We start from the raw sequence: 18,891 nt of genomic DNA, 5'->3' as shown, positions 1-18,891 counted from the left end.
GCAAGTCGGCACGGTAAGGTTTCAGGCGGCTTGCTGAACAGCCTGTAATACAGCTTGGACGTGGCCGGGCACTTTGATGCCACGCCATTCTTGAATCAACACACCTTGGGCGTCGATCAAAAAGGTGCTGCGCTCGATGCCACGTACCTGTTTACTGTACATGTTTTTCATTTTCATGACCCCAAACAGTTCGCACAAGCGCTCTTCGGTGTCGGCAAGCAAAGGGAAAGTCAGGGCTTGCTTGTCGATAAAACGTTCGTGCGAACTGAGCGAGTCGCGCGAAACGCCAATGATTTGCGCGCCTGCAGCCTGAAATTCGGTCAGGGCATCGCGGAAATTCTGGGACTCGGTGGTGCAGCCCGGCGTGTTGTCTTTGGGGTAAAAGTACAACACTGTCATTTTTCCTTTCAGGTCAGCGGCGCTGAACTCGCCCTGGGTGGAGGGCACGGAAAAGTCGGGGATGGGGGCACCAATTTGTAGGGCTGTCATGCTTTTTCCTGTATGAGTAAGGCGGCGACAACTTTGCGGCCTTCGGACATGAGGATATTGTAGGTTCTGGCGGCGGCCTGGGTATCCATGATTTCCACACCTATGCCCCACTGCAGCAGCTCCTGCGTGACAGCCGGGTGCAGAAAGTGTTGGCGCTGGCCAGTCCCAATCAAGATCAATTCGGGGGCGTTGTCAGGGCGCGCCGGTGGGGCGTCGTCCAGAAAGGCCATGGGGTCTTGCTTGACCGATTCCAGTCCGGCAATCCGGCGCAGCAACGGGGCTGTCAGCTCGGTTGCGCTTTGAATGGCCAGGTCCTGCACAGGACCTTCAGGGCTAAAGAAGATGGAATGATCGTGGTTTTGAAAGTTGATTGCCACATAGTCCTCACCGTAAGCGGTGATGGCATTCATGGCTGGATTGTGTTCGCGTTGCAGTTGCACGATGAGTCTCTCCCGTTACAGGGTCGATGATAGCGCAAAGAGTCAGGGACGATGCGGCACCTGATCTGTTTGCAGTGATTCTCAGTAAGTCAATCATGGATTAAACTCTTTGATTTACTTCGCACCTTTTGGTTTGGGTCTTCGCTGTTTTCTTCTCAAGGAATGTCATGATTCGCTTTCCGCGCATCGAGCGTTTGCCGCCTTACGTGTTCAACATTACAGGCGAGCTGAAAATGGCCGCCCGCCGTCGTGGCGAGGACATTATCGACATGTCCATGGGGAACCCGGACGGCGCGACACCGGCGCACATCGTGGAAAAGCTGGTCGAGGCGGCCACCCGCCCGGACACTCATGGTTATTCTGTCTCCAAAGGCATTCCGCGTCTGCGCCGAGCCGTGACCAATTGGTACGAGCGCCGCTACAATGTGCACTTGGATCCTGATAGTGAAGCGATCGTTACCATCGGTTCCAAAGAAGGTCTGGCCCACTTGATGCTGGCAACCCTGGACAAGGGCGACACCGTTCTGGTGCCCAACCCCAGCTACCCGATTCATATATATGGTGCCGTCATTGCCGGCGCGAATATCCGTTCGGTGCCCATGGTCCCCGGCGTGGACTTTTTCGAGGAAATCGAAAAAGCCGTGCGGGAGTCCATTCCCAAGCCCAAAATGATGATTCTGGGTTTTCCCAGCAATCCGACGGCCCAGTGTGTGGAACTGTCCTTTTTTGAGCGTATTGTGGCGCTGGCACGCGAGCACAATATTCTGGTGGTGCACGATCTGGCCTATGCCGACATTACCTTTGACGGCTACGTGGCCCCCTCCATCATGCAGGTGGAAGGTGCGCGCGATGACGCAGTCGAGTTTTTTACCATGAGCAAAAGCTACAATATGGCCGGCTGGCGTATTGGCTTCATGGTGGGGAACGAGTCCTTGGTCAATGCCCTGGCACGTATCAAGAGCTATCACGACTACGGTACCTTCACACCGATTCAGGTGGCCGCCATTGCGGCGCTGGAAGGACCACAAGATTGTGTCAGCGAGGTGGTGGAGCAGTACCGCCGCCGTCGCGACGTATTGGCCAAGGGCCTGCATGAAGCAGGCTGGATGGTCGATGTCCCCAAGGCATCAATGTATATCTGGGCCAAGATTCCCGAGTTCTACAAGGACATCGGTTCGCTGGAGTTTGCCAAGCGCTTACTGAGCGATGCCAAAGTAGCCGTATCCCCCGGCATCGGCTTTGGTGAGTATGGCGACAATTATGTGCGCTTTGCGCTGATCGAAAACGAGCAACGTACCCGTCAGGCGGTACGCGGCATCAAAGAAATGTTCCGTAAGGACGGATTTGTTCAATGAGTCCTATCAAAGTAGGTTTGCTGGGTTTGGGTGTGGTTGGCAGCGGCACCTGGAACGTATTGAAACGCAATGCAGATGAAATCGCTCGCCGCGCCGGTCGCCGTATTGAGGTGGTCGCTATTGCTGTGCGTGACCTGGAAAAGGCACGTGCGCTGGTTGGGGACGAGGTCACCCTGACCACAGACGGCATGGATGTGGTGCGCAACCCCGAGATCGATATTGTGGTCGAGCTGGTGGGTGGCGACACCCTGGCACGCGAGTGGGTCATGGAAGCCATTGCCCAGGGCAAGCACGTGGTCACCGCCAACAAGGCGCTGCTGGCCAAGCATGGCAACAAGATTTTTGCCGCTGCTCACGAGCGTAGCGTCATGGTGGCCTTCGAAGCCGCTGTGGCCGGTGGTATTCCTATCATCAAGGCAATTCGCGAAGGCCTGACGGCCAACCGTATTCAGTGGCTGGCCGGCATTATCAACGGCACCACCAACTACATCCTGTCCGAAATGCGCAACCGTGGTGTCAGCTTTGCTGAAGCCCTGGCCGATGCCCAGCGTCTGGGTTACGCCGAAGCCGATCCTACTTTCGACATTGAAGGTGTGGATGCTGCGCACAAGCTGAGCCTGCTGGCCTCCCTGGCCTTTGGTATCCCCGTGCAATTTAGCAAGGCTCACGTGGAAGGCATTACCAGCCTGGCACTGGAAGACCTGCAACACGCACAACGCCTGGGCTACAACATCAAGCTGCTGGGTATTACCCGCGCCCGTGAGGAAGGTATCGAACTGCGCGTACACCCCACACTGGTTCCACTGCAAAGCATGCTGGCCAATGTCCAAGGTGCCATGAACGCGGTGCTGGTGCATGGCGATGCCGTGGGCCAAACCGTTTACTACGGTGCCGGTGCCGGCGCCTTGCCAACCGCCTCGGCGGTGGTGGCGGACCTGGTGGATGTGACCCGTCTGCAAACGGCAGAACCGGAACATCGCGTGCCTTACCTGGCCTTCCAGCACAACGCCATGTCCGATACGCCCATCCTGCCTATGGATGAAGTGGTGTCCTCGTACTACCTGCGTTTGCGTGTGGATGACCGTCCTGGTGTTCTGGCTGATGTGGCTCGCATTCTGGCGCAAGCCTCGATCTCGATCGGTTCCATGTTCCAGGAGCCAGCCGGTGAACAGGCTGACATCATCTTCCTGACGCATGAAGCGCGTGAAGGTGCCATTAATGGCGCGATCAGCCAGATTCAGAATCTACCCTTTGTACAGTCTGCCGTGACCCGTTTGCGCGTGGAGAACCTGTAATGAATTACATCTCTACCCGTGGCGGCATGAAGGCCCAGCCATTTTCGGACATCTTGCTGGAAGGCTTGGCTCCGGATGGCGGTTTGGCCATGCCAGAGAGCTACCCTCAAGTCAGTGCAGAAACGCTGGAGTCCTGGCGCGCCCTGAGCTACCCCGAACTGGCCGCCAAAGTGCTGGGCCTGTTCGTCACCGATATTCCGGCTGATGAACTGTCCGCCTTGACGGCACGTGCTTATGCCCCCGGCGTGTTCGACAGCGAGCAGGTGGTACCGGTCAAGGAACTGGAACCCGGTTTCTCCTTGCTGGGCTTGTCCCAAGGCCCAACCCTGGCTTTTAAAGACATGGCCATGCAGTTCCTGGGCCAGGTTTTCGAATACGTGCTGACACAGCGCAACAGCACCTTGAACATTGTGGGTGCCACGTCTGGCGACACGGGTTCGGCGGCTGAATACGCCTTGCGCGGCAAGCGTGGCGTCAGCGTGTTCATGCTCTCGCCTTATGGTCGCATGAGTGCTTTCCAACGCGCTCAGATGTACTCCTTGCAAGACGAAAACATCCACAACCTGTCGGTGAAAGGTGTGTTCGATGATTGCCAGGACATCGTCAAGGCCTTGGCGGGTGATCTGGAGTTCAAGTCCAAATGGCATCTGGGCGCCGTGAACTCCATTAACTGGGCCCGCATTTCGGCTCAGGTGGTGTACTACTTCTGGGGCTGGCTGCGAAGCACCAGCCAGGCGGGTCAGAAAGTCTCTTTTGCCGTTCCTTCGGGTAACTTCGGCAATATTCTGTCGGGCCACATTGCTCGTCAGATGGGGCTGCCTATCGCCAAGCTGGTTCTGGCCACCAACGAAAACAACGTGCTGGAAGAATTCTTCCGCACCGGTATTTATCGTCCCCGTGGTTCCGAGCAAACTTACGCCACGTCCAGCCCATCCATGGACATTTCCCGCGCCTCCAACTTCGAGCGCTTTGTGTTTGATCTGCTGGGCCGTGATGGCAGCAAGGTCAAGGCATTGTGGGAGCAGCTGGCCAAAGAAGGCCAATTCGACCTGAGCGAGCATCTGCCACGCTTCCAGGAAGAGTTCGGCTTTGTGGCTGGTGCCAGCTCGCACCAGGATCGTCTGAACACCATTGCTCAGGTGAACAAGCAGTACCAGACTCTGATCGACCCGCACACGGCAGACGCCGTCAAGGTGGCTCAGAACTTCCGCGAAGAAGGCATCCCCATGCTGGTGCTGGAAACCGCGCTGCCTGCCAAGTTCTCCGAGACAATCGAAGAAGCGATTGGTCAGCCCGCTCCGGTGCCTGCGCACCTGACCGGTTTGGCAGACTTGCCACAGAAGGTGGTGGTGATGGATTCGGATGTAGCTCAAGTACGTCGCTACATCGAGGAACACGCCCCAACCTGATGCCCGCTACCTGCGCTAGCTCCGGGCTGGCGCAGCCACAGCGGCTAGGTAGTAGTTTCAAACCCCGATTTTGATATTCCTGCTGGCCTGACTGATGTTCAGTTTGCTATGCAGGAAAGCAGAAATCGGGGTTTTTGCGTTTTTGGCCGGTTTTGCCGCAAGACTGGTCGGGCTGCGGTTTTGCAGCCAACTGAACTTTTTCTATCAGGCCTTCATCAAAAACACACGATATGCGGGCATGATGTCTATGGCCTTTGGTATAGGCAGATAGGCGGCTCGTCTATCGAACATAGAGAAAGGATAGAAAAATCATGAGTAAAACGACTCACGTTAAATTACGCCCGCTGGAGCGCGAAGACTTGCGCTTTGTGCATTTGCTGGACAATAACGCCAGCGTGATGCGCTACTGGTTCGAGGAACCTTACGAAACCTATGGCGAGCTGGCGGCTCTGTACGATGAGCATATTCACGATCAGCGTGAACGTCGTTTCGTTGTGGAGTGGGAAGGGCAGCCGTCCGGCGTGGTGGAACTGGTGGAAATTGATTATGTACACCGCCGGGCAGAGTTCCAGATCATTATTGCGCCGGAGTTCCAGGGCAAGGGCATTGCCTCGCGGGCGACCAAGCTGGCTATCGAGTACGGCTTTGGAGTGCTGAACCTGTACAAGATCGTGCTGATTGTGGACAAGGAAAACCACAAGGCCATTCACATTTATCAGAAGTTTGGTTTTCAGGTGGAAGGCGAGCTCAAGCACGAGTTCTTCATTAACGGCCAATATCGGGATGTGGTGCGCATGTGCCTGTTTCAATCGGAGTTTCTGGCCGCTCATAAGCCTGCGCAAACTTTGCTGACACCGTCGGCGCAGTAGTGCTCAGTCGTGGCCCTTACAGATGCGCGGCTTTCAGCCCGCTGCGCACAGCGCCTTCCAGCACACCGGGGTAGCCGGTATCGGTCCAGTCGCCTGCCAGGCGAATAGCTGGCCAAGGTGTCGCTACCGAAGGGCGACGCAGACCGGGCACAGCCGCAAACGTGGCCCGTTTTTCGATAATCAGCTCGCTGGCCCGTATGGCAGGCATGGCTTTCAGGTGCCGGGTCTGGCTGCGTACCTGCTCGATGATCGCGGCAATGGCTTGCTCGCGGTCCAGCGCTTGCAGGCGCACAGCATCGCTGATGACAATCCCCACCAGCGTTTCACCGCTGCCCGGTTTCAGGGCGCTGTGATCAAACAGCCATTGGCCACCACTGCCGCTTTTATCGTCCAGCATCAACATGGAATGGGGCAGATTCCAGGCCTGTTCCAATTCCAGATACAGGGTGGCAATAGGGATGTAGCTGAAGGCTTCCAGATCGGCCAGCAGTTGTTCGCTGGCCGGGCTGCTGGGTAGGCTATGCAGCAGGCGCGCAGCCTGTACGGGAGGGCAGGCCACAATGGCTGCATCAAACTGCAGGCCGTCAATTTGTACACCTGACTCTGTCAGTTCCAGTCTTTGTACTCTGTGGCCCAGCTGTAGCTGAATGTCACGCAGGGCGGGCTCGCACCAGAGCTGGCTTAAATCCATCAAGGGAATCAAGGTTTGGCTGGCTTGCCGGGGACCGCCCAGGCTGTCGCGCAAGACATGGGCAAAGAGTTGGGCGCAGGCTTGCTCAATGGGCGTGTTCATGGCCGCCACGCAGAGCGGCTGCCAGAACAAACGGATGACCTGGCTGTCTTGCTGATGCTGCTCCAGGAGCTGCAAAACCGTCAGACCATCCGGGGTGCGCCATTGCTGTTTCATCAGCCAGCGGCAAAAACGTGCCAGCTTGATTTTCTGCGACCAGCTCAGGCCCTGGGCGCCTAGCAGGCCAGTCAATAAATGGAAGGGGGCAGGCAAGGGGCGATTGCGCAGGCGAAAGCGCCCATCGGCCGAGATCACGTCCAGATCCTTGCGTTCCAGACGGGATGCTTCGTCCAGCCCGATTTCCCCCATCAAACCCAGAATGACGGAGTAGGCGCCCAGCATGATGTGCTGGCCATTATCGGTATCACGCCCCAGATTGGGGCTGTGGATGCGGCGGGCACGCCCGCCTATATGGCGCGAGGCTTCAAAGACACTGACCTGATGGCCTTGCGTCTTCAGCCGCCAGGCGGCAGCACAGCCCGCCCAGCCCGCCCCGATAACCGCGACTTTCATCGGCCCAGTTTGCGTTGCAAGCTGCGGCCGCCCGATACCCAGGTTTTCCAGGCCAACCAGAATTTGCGAATGGGTGTCAGCGAAATGCGCTGTTCCAGCACATGCCAACGATCATTGGCAATTTCTACCAGCAGGGCATGGTAGATGGCGGCCATCAACAGGCCTGGGCGTTGTGCCCGGCGGTCCACAGCGGGCAGGGTGCGCATGGCCTGGCGGTACAAGTCCTGGGCGCGTTCGGTTTGAAAGGCCATCAGGGCCTCGAAGCGCTCCGAATGCTGTTGATCCAGGATCTCGTGAGGTGACACACCAAACTTGTCCAGATCTTCCTGGGGCAGGTAGATGCGGCCACGACGAGCGTCATCGCCTACATCACGGATAATATTGGTCAGCTGAAAAGCCAGGCCCAGTTTTTGGGCATAGTCGCTGGTCTGTTCCTGGGTTTGGCCAAAAATACGCGCCGACAGCAGTCCCACCACGCTGGCGGCGTGCCAACAGTAGCGTTCCAGCTCGGTCCAGCTTTGGTAGCGAACCTGGTCCAGATCCATTTCCATGCCGTCAATCACGGCCAGCAGTTCGTCCTGAGGCAGATCGAACGCCTTGATATGAGGCGCCAGGGCCTGCATGACCGGGTGATGGGCACGGCCTTCGTACAGATCGGCCACTTGCGTGCGCCACCAGACCAGCTTCATGCGGGCAACCGATTCCTCGTGAACCTCGTCCACCACGTCGTCCACCTCGCGGCAAAACGCGTACAGCGCCGTGATGGCACGGCGGCGTTCAGGCGGCAGAAACAAAAAGGCGTAGTAAAAACTGGAGCCGCTCTGGGCTGCCTTGTTCTGACAATACTCGTCTGGGCTCATGGACGTTCAGGGTCGGTAAGGGGTACGGCTCAAGCCGCGGGTAATCAGGCGTAGCCAGTCCAGGCGGGACAGGGTGGGACGATGGCTGAAGACATCAAACTTTACCGCTTCCAGGCGTTCCAGAATACGCAGGCCGCCCAATACCATCATTTTCAGTTCCAGGCTGATGCGCCCGGACAGATAGCTGGACAGCAGCAGCCCGGCTTGCAGGCGTTGACGGGCATCGGTAACCAGCAACTGCATCATTTCCTGCCAGCGGGCATCGGCCTCGGGCTGACGCAGCAGCTGGGTACGGGCCTGGATGTAATCATCATCCAGATCATATTGGGCCAGCAGGTCTTGCGGGATATAGACACGGTTCTTGTGCCAGTCCAGTGCCACGTCCTGCCAGAAATTAACCAGTTGCAGCCCGGTACAGGTGGAGTCGGCCATCTCGATCAGCTCCGGGCTGTGGGCTTGATACAGATGCAGCATCAAACGGCCGACCGGATTGGCCGAGCGGGTACAGTAATCCAGCACCTGGGCCATATCGCTGTAGCGATGAGTGGTGACATCCTGGCGAAACGCAGACAGCAGGTCCAGAAAAGGCTTGAGCGGCAACTGGAAGTTACGGATGCTGCTGGCCAGAGGGACAAAAATTTCACTGTGCGGGGTATCGGCCAGGACGGGCTGGTGATACTGCAGTTGTTCTATTCCGGCTTCGAACTGCGCCAGCAGTTCCAGGCGCTCGGCAGCGCTTAAATCGCCTTCATCAGCAATGTCGTCGGCGCTGCGGGCAAAACGATAAATATCGGTGACCGGTCGGCGTAGCCGACGAGGTAGCAGCACAGAGGCGACAGGGAAGTTTTCATAGTGCTCGATAGACATAGTCCGCCAGTATACGGCTTTCGTTTCCACTAGGGCTGGTTTAGACTTTCGTATTGCTTCGGGGAGAACCATGCCACGTCCTATCTCGGCCACCATTCATATTGCGTCACTGCGTCACAATCTCGATATGGTTATTCAGAGCCTGAATAACGCCACGGCTCCATCCGGCGTAAAACGGCCCCATATCTGGGCCGTCATGAAGGCCAATGCTTACGGTCATGACATCGAAAATGCAGTGCGGGCATTCAGTGCCGCCGAAGGCATGGCGATGCTGGACCTGAAAGAAGCCATACGTTGTCGGGCTGCCGGTTGGACCGGCCCCATCATGTTGCTGGAAGGTTTTTTCCAGCCTGAAGATCTGGATGTGCTGGCCGAGTTTGGCCTGACCACTGTCATTCATTGCCACGAGCAGCTCAAGATGCTGGAGCAGTGGAAGGGCGGGGTGGCCTTGAATGCCATGGTCAAGCTCAATAGCGGCATGAACCGTCTGGGTTTCAGCGTGGACGATTACCCCGCCGCCTTCGAGCGCGCTCAGCGTCTGCAAAAGGCAGGCAAGCTGGGAACCGTGGGGCGCATGACGCACTTTGCGCGCGCTGACGACAATATCGACGCCACGCTGGAGCAGATTCGCTGCTTTAACCGGATCACCGACGGCTTGCCGGGCCCGGTCAGTGTGTGTAATTCAGCGGCAACACTAAGCCCTGACCTGGGTGCATACATGCCCTCCGGTCCGGATCACTGGGTACGGCCCGGTATTTGTCTGTACGGCAGCTCTCCTTTTGCGGACATCAGCGCCGAGGACTTCGGCCTGCAGCCTGGTATGACTCTGGCCGCAGAGCTGATCAGCGTGCGCGGCGTCAAGCAGGGCGAGGGCATTGGCTACGGCCATACGTACATTGCCGAGCAGGCCATGCGTATTGGCGTGGTGGCTTGTGGCTATGCCGATGGTTACCCGCGTCACGCGGGAACTGGCACCCCGATTACCGTGAACGGTGTGCGCACTCGTTTGCTCGGTCGTGTGTCCATGGACATGCTGGCAGTCGACCTGACCCCGGTGCCCGCCGCCGGTGTAGGCAGTCAGGCGGTGTTGTTCGGTCAAGGCGGGCCCAGTGTGGATGAGGTTGCTGCGGCAGCCGGAACCCTGGGCTACGAATTGATTTGCGCGGTCGCCCCACGCGTGCCGCGCGTCATCCAGGATTAACACCAACAAGGCATAGCCATGAAAAATAAATGTGTACTCGTTACCGGCGCTACCAAAGGAATCGGCTGGGCAATCAGCCAAAGGCTGGCTGATGCCGGGGCCCACGTTGTGGGTCTGGCCCGCCACACCGAAAGCATTGATTTCCCCGGATATCTGTACTCCTGCGATTTGAGCAATGCAGGCGAAACCGAGGAAATGCTGCGCGTTATCCGCGAAAAATATCCCGTTGATGCGGTAGTGAACAACGTAGGTATGGTCGCGCCCGAACCGATTGGTCAGGTGGACCTGGGCAATCTTTATCAGGTGTTTGACCTGAATGTACGTGTGGCGGTGCAAGTGGCCCAGGCTTTCATCCCTTCGATGAAAGCGCGCAAGGAAGGCCGCATCGTCAATATTTGCAGTCGTGTTGTGCACGGCGGTTCCGATCGCACCAGCTATGCCGCGGCCAAAAGTGCCTTGCTGGGTTGTACCCGCACCTGGGCCTTGGAATTGGCTCCTTACGGCATTACCGTCAATGCGGTCTCTCCTGGTCCGATCGAAACCGAATTGTTCCGTGCCAATCATCCCGTCGGCAGCGAAGCCGAACAGCGCAGCCTGTCCTCCATTCCTTTGGGACGTTTTGGGCAGGCGGCCGAAGTGGCTGCTGCGGTTACCTTCTTGCTAAGCGATGAAGCCGCTTATATCACCGGCCAGAACCTGGGCGTGGATGGCGGTGGCAGCTTGGCCGGACGTTAAGGAATTTCTATGGCCACCAGTACTCGTGCGGCCCGCAAGGCCAAAGTTGTATTTGTTTGCACGGAGTGCGGGGCAGATACACCCAAGTGGGCAGGCAAATGCCCGGCCTGCGGGGCTTGGAACAGCTTGCAGGAAACGGTAGAGACACCGGCTGCGGCCAGTGCGCATCGTTTTGCTTCCCTGGCTGGCTCCAGCCCGGTCCAAAGTCTTTCCGATGTGCAGGCACGGGAACTGCCGCGTGTGCCCACAGGCATAGGCGAGTTCGATCGTGTCCTGGGCGGTGGCCTGGTGGAAGGCGGCGTGATCCTGATCGGGGGCGATCCCGGTGTCGGTAAATCCACGCTGCTGCTGCAAGCCATGGCAGCCTTGGCCCAGCAAACCAAAGTTCTGTATGTGACGGGCGAGGAATCCGCCGAGCAGGTCGCCTTGCGTGCTCGCCGTTTGGGCGTGCCTACCGAGGGTGTGGATCTGCTGGCTGAAATTCGTCTGGAATCCATCAGCCAGGCCTTGCAGTCGCACCAGCCTAGCGTGGTGGTGATCGACTCGATTCAAACCCTGTATTCCGATCAGCTCAGTGCGGCCCCAGGCTCGGTATCGCAGGTGCGTGAATGTGCGGCGCAGCTCACCCGTCTGGCCAAGCAAAGCGGTACTTCCATGATTTTTATCGGTCACGTCACCAAAGACGGGACCTTGGCTGGTCCGCGTGTGCTGGAGCACATTGTGGATACGGTGCTGTATTTCGAGGGGGATACCCATTCCTCCTTCCGCATGGTGCGCGCGTTCAAGAACCGCTTTGGCGCGGTAAATGAATTGGGCGTGTTTGCTATGACGGAAAAAGGCTTGAAAGGAGTCAGCAATCCTTCGGCCCTGTTCTTGTCCCAGCATTCCCAGTCAGTAGCCGGTTCCTGCGTCATGGCCACCCAGGAAGGCACACGGCCTTTGCTGGTGGAAATTCAGGCTTTGGTGGACTCGGCCCATGTACCCAATCCGCGTCGCCTGTCTGTGGGGCTGGAAAGCTCCCGTCTGGCCATGCTGCTGGCGGTGATGCATCGTCATGCTGGCGTGGTCACTTACGATCAAGACGTGTTCGTGAACGCTGTAGGGGGCGTCAAAATTACCGAGCCAGCCGCTGACTTGGCGGTGTTGCTGGCTATTTTGTCCTCCCTGAATAACCGCCCCTTGCCACGGGGCCTGGTCGTGTTTGGGGAAATCGGCCTGGCCGGTGAAATTCGTCCGGCCCCGCGTGGGCAGGAGCGTTTGCGCGAAGCGGCCAAATTAGGCTTCAGCATTGCCTTGATTCCCAAGAGCAACGCCCCGCGTCAGTCTATCGAAGGCCTGGAAATCTGGGCGGTAGACCGGGTGGAAGACGCTGTCGACCGTCTGCGTAATCTGTAACCGCCATGATAAGTATTGAGTTGATCCTGGCCTGCTTGCTGGGAGGCGCGCTTATTGGCTATACCGGCGGGGTCCTGGGGATCGGTGGCGGCTTGCTGGCTATTCCGTTGCTGGGCCTGATTCTGGGCATGGACCAGCAAACCGCTCAAGGTACGGCCCTGATCATGGTGGTGCCTGCGGTTCTGCTGACCGTGCGTCAGTACCATCGTCGCAACCACATTGATTTTCGTCGGGCAGCATTGGGGGCGATCTCCTCCATTATCTTTACCTGGCTGGGCGCACGTCTGGCTCTGGGCATGGATGCGATCTTGCTGCGTCGCATTTACTCTGTATTTGTGATGGCCATTGCCCTGTATTATTTTGACCAGAGTTTGGGCTTTTCCCGGCGACGTCGTCGCAGTGACAAGCCGCGTCCGGACCCGGAGTCGTTTGGCCAGCTGTGGTATATCACGGTAGGCATGATGGCGGGCTTGGCCGGAGGCGTGTTTGGTGTGGGCGGTGCGGTGCTGGTAGTGCCGTTCCTGACCAGTCGTATGGGTTATAGCCAGACCGGTGCGCAAGGTTTGGCCCTGTCCATGATTATTCCCGGCACGTTGGTCGCCTTGGCGACGTACGCGTTTCATGGTCAGGCTACCTGGCAGGTCGGCATACCGATGGCGATAGGCAGCCTGTTGCTGGTGCCGTTTGGCGTGCGCTTGGCCTATCGTTTGCCCGAGAATCGTCTGAAGTTTATTTTTGCCTGCATGCTGGTATTGATCATGGCCCTGTTGCTGGTTCGTGCCTGAGGAGCTGCCGTGAGCACCCAATCCGAAACTGTCTATTCCTTGCCCGGTGGCGGTGCCTTGTTGGCTCCGGAGCTGGCCAATCAGCTGGATCTGGAACCCGAGGCCTTGCAGCGCTGGTTCGAGGCCGCCTCGTATGGCGACCAGGCCAGCAAGGTGGGACAGGGTGGTCGTCAGGCAGCCTGGTTTGTGAACGGGCCCTTTGGTCAGGCAGTGCTGCGCCACTACCGGCGTGGTGGCCTGGTGGCTCGCTTCAATGAGTCTTCCTACTTGTGGCAAGGGGCATCGCGGACACGCAGCTGGCGAGAATTTCAGGTGATGTCTTATTTGCACAACAAGGGCTTGGCCGTCCCCAAAGTGCTGGCGGGTGCATGGTGGCAACAGGGTTTTTGGTACCATGCGGCCCTGATAAGCCAGCGTGTGCCCGATGTGCAGCCTTTGACTCTGTGCCTGGACCGTGCCTCCCCCGAAGCGGTGGCACACGAGATTGTCCGCATGCACCAATTCGAGGTTTGGCACGCTGACCTTAACGCCTACAATATTTTGCTGGATGCGAATGACAAAGTCTGGCTGATCGATTTTGACCGTGCACGACAGGGGCCCGTCAGCCCCGCCCAGGCGCTGGGTAATGTGCAACGCCTGAGACGATCTTTGCTCAAAGTGTGTGGGCCGCGTGGCGATCAGTGGTGGCAGCAGATGTTTTCTGCTTACCGTCACCAAACGCAGCGTTAATTACGACTACGGGCTTTAAAAAAGCTTTATCATCTCGCCTTTTGGGTTTTTCGCTTTCGATAGGAAGGGGACTCGTGATGTCTTTTGGGATGAACACACCACAGGTACTCGCCGGCCTGCTGGCCGCTGCTGCCATCATGCCTGTTGCACAGGCACAAAATCAGGTTGTTAACGTCTATAACTGGGCTGAATATACGGCCCCCGATACCTTGTCCGGCTTTCAGAAAGCCACGGGCATTACCGTGCGTTATGACGTTTACGATAATAACGACACCTTGCAAGCCAAGTTGTTGACGGGCAAGTCGGGGTACGACGTGGTGGTTCCCTCCACGCATTACGCAGCGCGTCAGATCGAAGGCGGTTTGTTCCAGAAGCTGGATAAAAGTCAGATTCCCAACTGGTCCCATCTGGACCCGGACATCATGGCGCTGCTCTCCGATGTGGACCCCGGCAATGAATACCTGATTCCCTGGGGCTACGGCACCAATGGCCTGGGCTACAACGTCACCAAGGTCAAGGAAATCATGGGTGAGCAGGTGGACCTGGGTAACTGGGACATGCTGTTCAAGCCTGAAAACGCCGAGAAGCTGAAAGGCTGTGGCATTTCCATTCTGGACGAAGCCGCCCAGGTGTTCCCGGCCGTGCTGCACTACATTGGCAAAGACCCCAACAGCAGCAATGAAGCCGATTACCGCGAAGCCCTGGACTTGCTCAAGCAAATCCGTCCTTACGTGCGTCAGTTCAGCTCCTCGGGCTATATCGATGAGCTGGCCGCGGGCGATCTGTGCATGGTCTACGGTTTCTCCGGCGACGTGATGATCTCCGCTGATCGTGCGCGCCAGGCTAAAAAGCCGTACGCCATCGACTACTACATTCCGCAAGGCGGGGCGCCGGTCTGGTTTGACACCATGGCTATCCCCAAGAGCGCGAACAATGTGAAAGAGGCTCACGCCTTCATCAACTACATTGAAACGCCGGAAGTCCATGCCGCCATTACCAACACCATGTTCTACCCGAACGCCAATAAAGATGCGCGCGAGTTCGTGGTCAAGGAAGTAGCTGACAACCCCATGATTTACCCGTCGCCCGAAGTCTCCAAGACTTTGTTCGTCATCAAACCACAGCCACTGAAGGTGCAGCGTCTGCAAACGCGCCTGTGGGCTGAACTCAAGTCTGGACGTTAAGGCATCATGCAAGATATCCGTACCGGAACCTCGCCCTGGATGGATGGCGAGGATGCTTTCGTGCGTGTGGACGAAGTCGTCAAGATTTTTGGCGATACGGTGGCCGTCCAGTCTGTAAGTCTGGACGTCGCCCGTCACGAAATTTTTGCGCTGCTGGGTAGTTCAGGCAGTGGCAAATCCACCTTGCTGCGTATGCTGGCAGGTTTCGAGGAGCCGACTTCCGGTCGGATTTATCTGGACAACGAGGATATTACCGACCTGCCGCCTTACCGGCGGCCGGTCAATATGATGTTCCAGTCCTACGCGCTGTTTCCGCACATGTCGGTTGAGGCCAATGTGGCTTTTGGCTTGAAGCAGGAAGGCGTGCCCCGCAACGAAATCCACGAACGCGTATTTGAAGCCCTGGATCTGGTGCAGATGGCGGGTTTTTCACGCCGCAAACCCAATCAGTTGTCAGGCGGGCAGCAACAGCGTGTCGCTTTGGCGCGTAGCCTGGTCAAGCGTCCCAAGCTGCTCTTGCTGGACGAACCCATGTCCGCATTGGACAAGCAGATTCGTCAGAAAACCCAGATTGAATTGGTCAAGATTCTGGAGCGTGTGGGAGTGACCTGCATTATGGTGACTCACGACCAGGAAGAGGCCATGACCATGGCCAGCCGACTGGCGGTAATGTCCGATGGGCAGATCATCCAGTCCGGTACGCCTTACGATGTGTACTCCTTCCCGAACTCGCGCTTTGTGGCGGGCTTTATCGGTTCCACCAATTTGTTCACCGGCGTAGTGACGGTGGACGAACCGGACCACGTTCATATCGAGTGCGAGGAGTTAAACCGCCCCTTGTATGTCAGCCACGGGATCAGCGAACCGCTGGGCATGGACGTGTATGTGTCCATTCGTCCCGAGCAGATCAAGGTGAGTCGTGAGTTGCCTTCCGAGGACACCAACTGGGGCCACGGCATCGTGACTCATGTGTCCTGGATGGGTAGTTACACCCGCTACCAGATTCGTCTGGATGCCGGCATGTTGATCGAAGCGCAAATGCCCAGTGGCACCTTGGCCCAGCCAGATGCTCCCGGCGTGGACGAAGAGGTCTACGTGTCCTGGTCCGACGATAGCGCAACGGTACTGAGCACATGAAGAACCTGTCCTGGCGCAAACTGCTGCCTACCAGTCGCACGCTGGTGGTCGCACCCACATTCCTGTGGATGATCCTGTTTCTGCTGGTGCCATTTTTGCTCGTGCTCAAGATCAGTTTTGCCGATCTTGATTTCGGGGTGCCGCCGTATACGCCCTTGGCCCAGTTTGCCGAGGAAAGCATTTCCTTTGTACTGAACCTGCGCGGCTATGTCCTGCTGTTCAGCGACAATCTGTATTTGGCCACCTACGTCAGCTCCTTGAAGATGGCTGCCGTCACCACGATCTTTTGTATCTTGATCGGCTACCCGGTGGCTTACTACATTGCGCGCTCTTCACCCGCCGTGCGTAGTCTGTTGTTGCTGGCGGTGATTCTGCCTTTCTGGACCTCCATGCTGCTGCGTGTCTACGCCTGGGTAGGCATTTTGCGTGGCGATGGCCTGCTCAATCAGGTCTTGCTGTGGATAGGCATTATTGATGCGCCGCTGGAAATCTACCGCACCGATCTGGCCGTCTATATCGGTTTGATCTATGCCTATCTGCCATTTTTCATCCTCCCTTTGTATGCGAATCTGGTAAAGCTGGATATGCGCTTGCTGGAAGCGGCTTACGATCTGGGCGCGCGTCCCTGGTCGGCGTTCTGGAATATCACCTTGCCCATGTCCATGTCCGGCGTGATTGCCGGTGCCATGCTGGTGTTTATTCCGGCCGTAGGTGAGTACGTGATTCCGGAAATGCTGGGTGGGGCTGACACCCTGATGATGGGCCGTGTCATGTGGACCGAGTTCTTCAATAATGCGGACTGGCCGATGGCTGCTGCCGTCACTTGCGTGATGGTCCTGCTCTTGATCATTCCCTTGATTTTCTTCCAGTACAGCCAGATGCGACAGATGGAAGCGCAACGGGGAGGCCGCTCATGACCAAGCCTAATCCCTGGCTGCGTGCCATCGTCCTGACGCTGGGCTTTGGTTTTCTGTACATTCCTATCCTGTTCCTGATCGTCTTTTCATTTAATGAATCGGCCATCATGACGTCCTGGTCGGGTTTTTCCTTCCGCTGGTACGAGTCCCTGTTTCAGGATAAAGCGCTGCTCAGTGCTGCCAAGCTGTCTTTCCTGATAGCCGTGCTGACCGCGACCATGGCCACCATTCTGGGCACCTGGGCCGCCTATGTACTGGCCCGTATGGGACGCTTCAAGGGCTTTGCTCTGTATATCGGTCTGGTCAGTGCACCGCTGGTCATCCCGGAAGTGGTGCTGGGTATTTCCCTGCTGCTGATGTTTGTGGAGCTGAACTCCCTGTTTGGCTGGCCGGAACAGAACGGTATCTTCACTATCTGGATTGGTCACGTGGTGCTGTGCACCGCGTACGCGACCGTGATTCTGCAATCGCGTATGCGTGAGCTGGATCGCTCTCAGGAAGAAGCGGCGCTTGATTTGGGTGCCACCCCCTTGAGGGCGTTTTTCCAGGTGGTCCTGCCTTCGATCGTGCCTGCCTTGATGGCGGCCTGGTTGCTGGCCTTTACCTTGTCGCTGGACGATGTGGTGATCGCCTCCTTCCTGTCCGGTCCGGGCTTTACCACCTTGCCGGTGGAAGTGTTTTCGCGCGTACGCTTGGGTCTCAAGCCCGAGATCAACGCGTTGGCGACCCTGCTGATTTTGGTGATTGGTATTTTTGTTGTGGTCGCCAGCCGCTTGCAGGTACGCCGCGAGCGTCGCGCCTGATTGATAAGGAGTATTGCCGTGTTCACGATGTATGGTTTGAAAAATTGCAGCACCTGCCAAAAGGCGATTGCCTGGTTTGAGCAAAACGGTCTGCCTTTGAACTTTGTGGATTACCGCGAACATCCCTTGGAAGCGGCCCGCCTGCAACAATGGGCGCAGGAGCTGGGTGGCTGGCCCAAGCTGGTCAATCGTGCCTCCATGACCTGGCGTAATCTGCCTGCGGAACGTAAAGAGCCGCAGGACGATGCCCAATGGCTGGCCTTGATTGCTGAATTTCCGGCGCTGGTGCGCCGCCCCTTGCTGATTACGCCTGAGGGCGAAGTTAGTGTGGGTTTCAACGAAGGCAAATTTGCCGCTCGTTTTCTTAAGTAAACCAAGGGGGGCCAAGCCCCCCCATTTTTATATCTGCCATGTACACACAGACCGAACTCAAACAACAGGTGGCTCAGGCTGCGGTTGATTACGTCCTTCCTTTCCTGACCCCGGATTCCATTCTGGGTGTGGGTACGGGTTCCACGGTTGATTTGTTTATTGATGCTCTGGCGGCGCACAAACATGCCTTCAAGGCTGCTGCTTCCAGCTCGGAGCGCTCGACCGCTCGCCTGCAAAGTCTGGGTATTGCAGTGCAAGACTTGAACACCATCGAACGCATGGACTGGTATGTGGATGGTGCCGACGAAATCGATGCGGCGTTGAACATGACCAAGGGCGGCGGTGGCGCTTTGACCCGCGAGAAAATCGTGGCTTCGGTCTCGGACAAGTTCCTGTGCATTGTGGACGATTCCAAACTGGTGGATCGCCTGGGTGCGTTCCCCTTGCCGGTGGAAGTCATCCCCATGGCCAAGAATGCCGTGGCTCGCCAATTGCGTGCCTTGGGCGGTAATCCCGTCGAGCGCACGGGCTTTGTCACCGATAACGGTGGCCTGATTCTGGACGTGTCCGGTTTGTCGATTGCAGACCCGGCTGCTCTGGAAGCCCAGATCAACAATATGCCCGGTGTGGTGTGCTGTGGCCTGTTCGCGATTACCCCAGCCAGCGTGGCCTTGATTGCCGGTCAACAGGGTGTGCGTACCCTGCCTGGCGACGGTTTCTGAATTTTAATGTCTCTGTCATAATCG

At 57.4% G+C, this 18,891-nt stretch carries 20 protein-coding genes; 15 read left to right on the top strand and 5 right to left on the bottom strand.

Annotated elements, in window-relative coordinates; translation table 11 throughout:
• Positions 1 to 21 precede the first annotated feature (21 nt).
• Positions 22 to 489, bottom strand: a complete 468-nt coding sequence (locus tag D0C27_RS15025; protein ID WP_137431247.1) for a peroxiredoxin — start codon at positions 487 to 489, stop codon at positions 22 to 24.
• Positions 486 to 929: an Mth938-like domain-containing protein gene (locus D0C27_RS15020; protein ID WP_115634067.1), complete on the bottom strand. Its 444-nt coding sequence runs from the start codon at positions 927 to 929 to the stop codon at positions 486 to 488. Before D0C27_RS15020 ends, D0C27_RS15025 begins: the two co-directional genes overlap by 4 nt.
• Before the next feature lie 167 nt (positions 930 to 1,096).
• Here D0C27_RS15020 and alaC point away from each other — a divergent pair, with 167 nt between their 5' ends.
• The 4 genes from alaC to speG all read left to right on the top strand — a co-directional run bounded on the left by alaC (position 1,097) and on the right by speG (position 5,857).
• Positions 1,097 to 2,284 carry an alanine transaminase gene (gene alaC / locus D0C27_RS15015; RefSeq protein WP_137431246.1) on the top strand — a complete coding sequence of 396 codons (1,188 nt, stop codon included), beginning with the start codon at positions 1,097 to 1,099 and terminating at the stop codon, positions 2,282 to 2,284.
• On the top strand, positions 2,281 to 3,579 hold the full coding sequence (locus D0C27_RS15010; RefSeq protein ID WP_022983573.1) for a homoserine dehydrogenase: 1,299 nt from the start codon (positions 2,281 to 2,283) through the stop codon (positions 3,577 to 3,579). The genes alaC and D0C27_RS15010 overlap by 4 nt, the downstream gene beginning before the upstream one ends.
• Positions 3,579 to 4,988, top strand: a complete 1,410-nt coding sequence (gene thrC, locus D0C27_RS15005) for a threonine synthase (protein ID WP_060185754.1) — start codon at positions 3,579 to 3,581, stop codon at positions 4,986 to 4,988. The genes D0C27_RS15010 and thrC overlap by 1 nt, the downstream gene beginning before the upstream one ends.
• Positions 4,989 to 5,299: 311 nt before the next feature.
• Complete coding sequence (gene speG / locus D0C27_RS15000) at positions 5,300 to 5,857, top strand: spermidine N1-acetyltransferase (RefSeq protein ID WP_009461630.1); 558 nt, start codon at positions 5,300 to 5,302, stop codon at positions 5,855 to 5,857.
• Positions 5,858 to 5,873: 16 nt separating this feature from the next.
• Here the strand turns inward: speG and hpnE are convergent, their stop codons facing one another.
• From hpnE to hpnC, 3 genes are read right to left on the bottom strand one after another with little or no spacing between them, the layout of a single operon-like run.
• The gene (gene hpnE, locus D0C27_RS14995; RefSeq protein WP_009461632.1) at positions 5,874 to 7,160 is read right to left on the bottom strand and encodes a hydroxysqualene dehydroxylase HpnE; all 1,287 of its coding nucleotides are present in this window, start codon (positions 7,158 to 7,160) and stop codon (positions 5,874 to 5,876) included.
• A complete protein-coding gene (gene hpnD / locus D0C27_RS14990) occupies positions 7,157 to 8,020 on the bottom strand; it encodes a presqualene diphosphate synthase HpnD (RefSeq protein ID WP_137431245.1) in 864 nt (287 codons plus the stop codon). The genes hpnE and hpnD overlap by 4 nt, the downstream gene beginning before the upstream one ends.
• 6 nt (positions 8,021 to 8,026) lie before the next feature.
• On the bottom strand, positions 8,027 to 8,887 hold the full coding sequence (gene hpnC, locus D0C27_RS14985) for a squalene synthase HpnC (RefSeq protein WP_137431244.1): 861 nt from the start codon (positions 8,885 to 8,887) through the stop codon (positions 8,027 to 8,029).
• A 70-nt stretch (positions 8,888 to 8,957) separates the two neighbouring features.
• On the opposite strand from hpnC, the gene alr reads away from it, so the two are divergent.
• The 11 genes from alr to rpiA all read left to right on the top strand — a co-directional run bounded on the left by alr (position 8,958) and on the right by rpiA (position 18,867).
• On the top strand, positions 8,958 to 10,088 hold the full coding sequence (gene alr / locus D0C27_RS14980) for an alanine racemase (RefSeq protein WP_009461638.1): 1,131 nt from the start codon (positions 8,958 to 8,960) through the stop codon (positions 10,086 to 10,088).
• Between the two features lie 18 nt (positions 10,089 to 10,106).
• Entirely contained in the window at positions 10,107 to 10,823 is a 717-nt protein-coding gene (locus tag D0C27_RS14975; RefSeq protein ID WP_009461640.1) for an SDR family oxidoreductase, read from the top strand.
• A gap of 9 nt (positions 10,824 to 10,832) precedes the next feature.
• The gene (radA, locus tag D0C27_RS14970) at positions 10,833 to 12,218 is read left to right on the top strand and encodes a DNA repair protein RadA (protein ID WP_026484350.1); all 1,386 of its coding nucleotides are present in this window, start codon (positions 10,833 to 10,835) and stop codon (positions 12,216 to 12,218) included.
• A 5-nt stretch (positions 12,219 to 12,223) separates the two neighbouring features.
• The gene (locus D0C27_RS14965; protein ID WP_060185756.1) at positions 12,224 to 13,003 is read left to right on the top strand and encodes a sulfite exporter TauE/SafE family protein; all 780 of its coding nucleotides are present in this window, start codon (positions 12,224 to 12,226) and stop codon (positions 13,001 to 13,003) included.
• Between the two features lie 9 nt (positions 13,004 to 13,012).
• Positions 13,013 to 13,732, top strand: a complete 720-nt coding sequence (locus tag D0C27_RS14960; RefSeq protein ID WP_060185757.1) for a 3-deoxy-D-manno-octulosonic acid kinase — start codon at positions 13,013 to 13,015, stop codon at positions 13,730 to 13,732.
• 77 nt (positions 13,733 to 13,809) lie between these two features.
• On the top strand, positions 13,810 to 14,916 hold the full coding sequence (locus D0C27_RS14955; protein ID WP_060185758.1) for a polyamine ABC transporter substrate-binding protein: 1,107 nt from the start codon (positions 13,810 to 13,812) through the stop codon (positions 14,914 to 14,916).
• 6 nt (positions 14,917 to 14,922) lie between these two features.
• On the top strand, positions 14,923 to 16,053 hold the full coding sequence (locus tag D0C27_RS14950) for an ABC transporter ATP-binding protein (protein ID WP_009461650.1): 1,131 nt from the start codon (positions 14,923 to 14,925) through the stop codon (positions 16,051 to 16,053).
• Entirely contained in the window at positions 16,050 to 16,970 is a 921-nt protein-coding gene (locus tag D0C27_RS14945; protein WP_060185759.1) for an ABC transporter permease subunit, read from the top strand. Before D0C27_RS14950 ends, D0C27_RS14945 begins: the two co-directional genes overlap by 4 nt.
• On the top strand, positions 16,967 to 17,773 hold the full coding sequence (locus tag D0C27_RS14940; protein WP_009461654.1) for an ABC transporter permease subunit: 807 nt from the start codon (positions 16,967 to 16,969) through the stop codon (positions 17,771 to 17,773). The genes D0C27_RS14945 and D0C27_RS14940 overlap by 4 nt, the downstream gene beginning before the upstream one ends.
• Before the next feature lie 27 nt (positions 17,774 to 17,800).
• Positions 17,801 to 18,145, top strand: coding sequence for a Spx/MgsR family RNA polymerase-binding regulatory protein (locus D0C27_RS14935; protein ID WP_009461656.1), 345 nt, complete (start codon positions 17,801 to 17,803; stop codon positions 18,143 to 18,145).
• A gap of 38 nt (positions 18,146 to 18,183) precedes the next feature.
• Entirely contained in the window at positions 18,184 to 18,867 is a 684-nt protein-coding gene (rpiA, locus tag D0C27_RS14930) for a ribose-5-phosphate isomerase RpiA (RefSeq protein ID WP_009461658.1), read from the top strand.
• Positions 18,868 to 18,891 lie beyond the last annotated feature (24 nt).

This window comes from Alcaligenes faecalis (assembly GCF_005311025.1).
Classification (GTDB): Bacteria; Pseudomonadota; Gammaproteobacteria; order Burkholderiales; family Burkholderiaceae_B; genus Alcaligenes; species Alcaligenes phenolicus.
This window is presented reverse-complemented; position numbering and strand designations above follow the sequence as displayed.